The 6,258-nt window shown below is 43.4% G+C and carries 3 protein-coding genes; 2 read left to right on the top strand and 1 reads right to left on the bottom strand.

Annotated elements, in window-relative coordinates:
* Positions 1-411 precede the first annotated feature (411 nt).
* Together AB7E53_RS04815 and AB7E53_RS04810 are read left to right on the top strand one after the other, a co-directional pair.
* Complete coding sequence (locus tag AB7E53_RS04815; RefSeq protein ID WP_446774473.1) at positions 412-2,556, top strand: glycoside hydrolase family 97 protein; 2,145 nt, start codon at positions 412-414, stop codon at positions 2,554-2,556.
* Between the two features lie 206 nt (positions 2,557-2,762).
* Positions 2,763-5,174, top strand: coding sequence for a transglycosylase domain-containing protein (locus AB7E53_RS04810; RefSeq protein ID WP_446774471.1), 2,412 nt, complete (start codon positions 2,763-2,765; stop codon positions 5,172-5,174).
* Position 5,175: 1 nt separating this feature from the next.
* On the opposite strand, the gene AB7E53_RS04805 is transcribed toward AB7E53_RS04810, so the two are convergent.
* Positions 5,176-6,225 (bottom strand): DUF4434 domain-containing protein, encoded by a 1,050-nt coding sequence (locus AB7E53_RS04805; protein ID WP_446774469.1) that lies wholly within the window; start codon positions 6,223-6,225, stop codon positions 5,176-5,178.
* Between the last annotated feature and the right edge of the window lie 33 nt (positions 6,226-6,258).

Here is a 6,258-nt window from a genome sequence, read left to right as displayed (position 1 = left end):
TATGGATAACTTGCATTCAACATATGACAAACGAATAATTCATATAACAGAAGAAAATTGTTTATAACGATGAAACAATTAGTTGTATACTATGTTCCAACTTATATGCCGGTATCTAAATTAACTTACAAAAGGCATAAAAATCAGATTATGACAGATGACAGATCCGTGAGAGATGAAAACAGGGATCTGTCATAACCTACTTATCTGATCATAAACCAGATAGCTCGAAAAAATGGCAGATGACAGATGTTTTCGTCAAAAACAGTTTTTATTTGTGGATAATATACGACTGATAACCTGTTTTTGCCTGTTTCCGAAATCGTTTGCATGACAAACTTGCTATCATTCGGCCTGCAACTGGTTTGTATCTGGTGTTTTAGTGTTTCATTTGCACCATAAAGATTTTAAATTATCACCATGAAACAAATTTTATTAGCTACAGTTTTATTGTTCTCGGCAGGTTTGCTGAGTGCTGAGACCGTCAAATCTCCCAACGGAGCGATGGTACTAAACGTAGAGCTCAAGAACGGAGTACCTGTTTATCGACTGGACTACAAAAACCAGGCAGTCGTTAAAGAGAGTAAGCTTGGTCTTGAACTTAAAGATGGCAAGAATCTTACGGACGGGTTTGAACTTACAAAAACAGAAACGGCATCGTTCGATGAAAGCTGGAATCCTGTTTGGGGAGAAGTAAAAACCATCCGCAACAACTACAACGAACTGGCAGTCACCCTCACCCAACCTTCAACAAGCAGACATATTTTGATCCGCTTCAGGGTGTTTAACGACGGGATTGGTTTTCGTTATGAGTTCCCTCAACAAGAAAACCTGAACTATTTTACAATCAAGGAGGAAAAAACGCAGTTTGCCATGACAGGCGACCATAAGGCATTCTGGCTTCCGGGCGATTATGATACCCAGGAGTATAGTACGATGACTTCCAATTTATCGGAAATCAGGGGATTGATGGATGAGGCAATTACTCCAAATTCATCGCAGACACCGTTTTCTCCCACCGGAGTACAGACTTCGCTGATGATGAAAAGCAAAGAGGGCCTGTACATCAACATTCATGAAGCGGCATTGATTGATTATTCATGTATGCACTTGAATCTGGATGATAAGAATTTTATTTTTGAATCGTGGTTAACTCCGGATGCTATCGGAGATAAAGGATATATGCAGACTCCCTGTCAGTCGCCCTGGCGTACTGTAATCGTAAGTGACGACGCACGTGATATACTGGCATCCAAAATGATTCTTAATCTGAACGAGCCAACCAAGTACGAAGATACATCGTGGATCAAACCGGTAAAGTATATCGGCGTTTGGTGGGAAATGATTACGGGTAAAAGTACCTGGGCCTATACGGATTTACCTTCTGTTAAATTGGGTGTGACCGATTACTCTAAAACCAAGCCCAATGGTAAGCATGCTGCCAATAATACAAAAGTGAAGGAATATATTGATTTTGCTGCCCTTCACGGATTCGATGCCGTATTGGTAGAGGGTTGGAACGAAGGTTGGGAAGACTGGTTTGGAAAGACCAAGGATTATGTATTCGATTTTGTAACTCCTTATCCTGATTTTGATGTAAAGGAACTGAACCGCTATGCAGCTTCCAAAGGGGTGAAACTGATGATGCACCACGAAACATCGGGTTCTGTACGGAATTACGAACGTCATATGGATAAAGCATACCAATTTATGGTAGACAACGGATATAACTCGGTAAAAAGTGGTTATGTAGGAGATATGATTCCCCGGGGTGAATATCATTACGGTCAGTGGTTGGTTAACCATTACCTGTATGCTGTAACAAAAGCGGCCGAATATAAAATTATGGTAAATGCGCACGAAGCGGTCCGCCCGACAGGACTTTGCCGCACCTACCCTAACCTGATTGGAAACGAATCGGCCCGTGGTACCGAATATGAGGCATTTGGTGGTAACAACGCAGACCATACAACTATTCTGCCATTCACCCGTTTAATGGGTGGTCCGATGGATTATACTCCCGGTATTTTTGTTACGCAGGTAAATAAAATCAATCCGGACAATAATTCGTTCGTGCATTCTACTCTTGCCCGTCAGCTTGCTCTTTACGTAACCATGTATAGTCCGCTGCAAATGGCTGCCGATCTGCCCGAACATTACAACCAATATCTGGATGCCTTCCAGTTTATTAAGGATGTGGCAATCGATTGGGACGAAAGCAAGTATCTGGAAGCCGAGCCAGGCGATTACATCACTGTAGCCCGCAAAGCAAAGGGTTCATCCTCCTGGTTTGTGGGTAATACCAGCGACGAGAACGGACATGCCTCAACGTTAAAGCTTGATTTTCTGGATGCTGGTAAAAAGTACATTGCCACAATTTACAGCGATGCTAAAGATGCACACTACGAAACCAATCCCCAGGCCTATACCATCCGCAAAGGAGTGGTAACAAGCAAATCAGTTTTACAGCTTAAGGCTGCACCGGGCGGTGGATATGCCATCAGCATTGTTGAGGCAACAGACAACGCATCTGTAAAAGGATTAAAGAAGCTATAATTCAAGTATTTAAGTTTAAAATTGAAGAATAGAGACCTTCCCGGCGGGAGGTCTCTGTTTTTTTATTAAAAGGGACAAAAGAATTTTCTACTTCCCGCATTCAATATCAAACTATTGTCGTAATTTTGCACCCGAATTAGATGTGTCGTTGACAACAGGGATTTTAATTATTAGTCAGAATTTATTTACATTAGTATTACAAATACATGATTAACTCCAAAAGCAGTGAATGGGTTTCTCGTGGTAAAAGCATCTTCCAATTCGTTTTAACCCGCTGTAAAGCAGGTTATGTGAAGGGCAAAACCATCTTCCAACAATCTCCCTGGTACAAAAAAATATTACTTTCGGGCGCAGCGTTTATCGTATTGTTCTTTATCTATCTGGTAATGGTAGATATTAATTTCTTATGGCTATTCGGTAAATCACCCAGTCTTTCAAGTATCAGTAACCCCAATCAGAGCGTAGCTTCCGTTATCTATAGTGCCGACGGGAAAGCGATCGGTAAGTATTTCCGCGAAAACCGTACACCGGTGGAATATGAAGAGATCTCTCCCATCCTGATAAAAACGCTTATAGCTACTGAAGATGAGCGCTTTTACGAACACTTCGGGATTGACTTCCAGGGGTTGTTTGCAGCGGTTAAGGACATGACACAGGGACGTGCACGTGGTGCAAGTACCATTACGCAGCAGTTGGTAAAAAACATGTTCAAGGTTCGTTCGCAGTATTCGAGAGGGGTATTGGGACAGATACCCGGATTGCGGTTGCTTATTGCCAAATCCAAAGAATGGATTACGGCTGTAAAGATTGAAATGTTTTACGACAAGAAAGAAATTCTTACCATGTACCTTAATACGGTAGATTTTGGCAGTAACGCTTATGGGATAAAAACGGCTTGTAAAACATACTTTAAAATTTCTCCCAAGGATCTTACAATCGAACAATCGGCCACGCTGGTAGGTTTGCTTAAGGCTACAACTACTTACAATCCGCGCGTAAATCCAAAAAACAGTCTGAAACGCCGCAACGTGGTGCTCGAGAATATGAAGAATCAGGGTATCATTACTGCGGCTCAACTTGATTCGATCAAACAGATACCCATCAAGCTGAATTATAATGTTGAAAGCAATTACGATGGAGAGGCTCTTTATTTCAGGGAAGCGGTTGCTCGTTCGCTGGAAAAATGGTGTAAAGACAACGAGATAGATCTTTATTCGGACGGATTAAAGATTTATACTACGCTGGATACACGTATGCAGAAATATGCCGAAGAGGCGGTAGATAAGCAAATGCGTGTTGTTCAGCAGAACTTTAACAACCACTGGGGTAAAGAAAACCCCTGGAGAGACGAGAATCACCAGGAAATTGTTGGCTTTGTAGAGGACATTGCCAAAAAGACCCAACTGTACAAATACCTGGTTCAGAAATACAACAATCAGGCCGACTCGGTAAATTACTATATGAATGAACCTCGTCGCCTCAAAGTGTTCGATTACAAGACAGGAGTAAAAGACACCACCTTCAGTGCCATGGATTCGATCCGTTACATGGAGCGTTTCATGCACACAGGCTTTGTAGCCATGGAACCTCAGACAGGATTCGTAAAGGCTTGGGTGGGCGACATTAACTTTGAAACCTGGAAATACGACAAGGTGCTTTCAAAACGTCAGCCAGGTTCTACTTTCAAACTTTTTGTATATACTACAGCCATCGAAAAGGGTATGTCTCCCTGTGATACACGTCCGGATAATTATATTAGCTGGGATGTGATGGATAAAGGTGAAATGGTGAAATGGGTTCCGCGTAATGCCAACGGCGAATATACGGGTGAAAATCTTTCCTTAAAAGCGGCTTTTGCTCGCTCTATCAATACCATCGCCGTAAAGCTGACTCAGGAAGTGGGGGTGGAAGAGGTTGTCAAGACTGCCCATGCCATGGGAATTAAAACGCCTCTCAACAAGATTCCTTCCGTAGGTTTGGGATCGTCTGATGTTTCACTGCTGGAGTTGGTAAACTCGTATTGTACGGTTGTAAATGATGGCAAAACACACGATCCGGTATTGGTAACCCGCATAGAAGACCACGACGGCAATCTTTTGTATCAACACAAGCAGGTGGATAAACAAGCCATCAGTTACGAGACTGCTTTCCTGATGACTCAGTTGCTGCGTGCAGGACTTACAGAATACAATGCTACTTCTCAGAATTTGTGGACCTACGATATTTTCCGCCAGAATACAGAGTTTGGAGGAAAAACTGGTACATCGTCCAACCACTCGGATGCCTGGTTTGTGGGTGTGAGTCCGAATCTGGTAGGTGGTGCCTGGGTAGGTGGCGAACATCGCAGTATCCATTTCCGTACCGGCAAATTGGGTGAAGGCAGTAAGACGGCCCTTCCTATATTCGGTCTGTTTATGGAAAAGGTATTGGCTGATAATAACCTGGAAAAATATCGGGCCAAGTTCCCCAAGCCTACAAAGCCCATCAACAAACAGTATGAATGTATGTCGGTAAGACCAGCCGAAAACGATTCCATCGATTTCCTGAATTCAGACAGTTTGTTTATTGAAGAGGAGGAGCCGGAGTATATTGAAGCCACTCCCCCTCCGGCCCTTTAATCTATTTGTTTTTATTCAGCCAGTCGATATAGTCGGTATATAGTTCGGTCGATGTGGGATGACCTGCAAAAGCGGTGGTTCCGGGTTTATTCATCATTCCGATGTATTGATAAATCAGGATATTCTCGACGTACGGAGAGACGTCTTCCAACTGTGTACGTATCCTTTGGAAGGAAGCCGGAAGCAAGGCACTCTTGTAAACAGGACCTTCAAATTGAAACACTTCAACATCGGCCCATAGTCTGGCCCGGCCAACGCTGGCATGCACTTTCTGCAGCGCTTCGAAATACCGTCCGGCCGATCCTGCATCTGTTTTCAAAACGCCTACTTCATCTTGGTAGGCTATGATATCGATATCCAGGCGTTCGAGTTGGCGGGCAAAATTTGCATCGGCTTTTACAAACTTGGTGCCATAGGGGGCTATCAGGTTAACACAGCGGGGCATCAACTCCCTGGCTTTACGTGAGCAGGAGTTTACATAGTGGATGGTGGCCTCATCAATGTTTTCAGACAATCCGGTCTCATTTGGGTAATACCATCCGTAAAAGCTTGGGTGGTGACCGTATTTCCCGGCAACCTCTTCCATCCCCTTCTCTCTAATGCTGACCACCTCCTTGCTCGTCATCAGTTTATACATATCGCCCGAATCTCCCCAAAAGTCGTTACTTACAAAGAACTTGACCCCAAACTCGTCGGCAGCCGACAATACGGCCTCTAACGGATCCGGACATTCAAAATCATGACGGGGTTGCAATTGCGACGGGTAAAAGGTTTTCCCTTTATCGGCCACCGAGAGCAGCACCAGATATTCCATTCCTGCTTCGCGTATCTCTCTGATTTTTTCGCGCCACTGTGCTGATGTGAAACTTCTTAAGGTTGGATCCCAGTATTTACCCTCGGCCGGATTGTGGTGATTAAATTCAAACCACGATCCGATGATAGGTTTACATTTTGATGACAGAGGTGCTTCGGTTGCAAGCAATTGCTGATTTAGCAAGCATGATGAAGCGATGGAAATACCGCAAGCATGTATAAAATTACGTCTGTTCATGTTAGTATGAATCTGTTAGTAGGTATACTATAC

This window comes from Macellibacteroides sp., from assembly GCF_050251695.1.
Taxonomy (GTDB): Bacteria; Bacteroidota; Bacteroidia; order Bacteroidales; family Tannerellaceae; genus Macellibacteroides; species Macellibacteroides fermentans.
Note: the sequence above shows the minus strand (reverse complement) of the source record. Positions and strands in the feature narration are given on the sequence as shown.

What these genes read in the sequence shown, in the direction of transcription:
- AB7E53_RS04805 (WP_446774469.1), bottom strand. Translation starts at nt 6,225, where the DNA reads ATGAACAGACGTAATTTTATACATGCTTGCGGTATTTCCATCGCTTCA.
- AB7E53_RS04810 (WP_446774471.1), top strand. Translation starts at nt 2,763, where the DNA reads ATGATTAACTCCAAAAGCAGTGAATGGGTTTCTCGTGGTAAAAGCATC.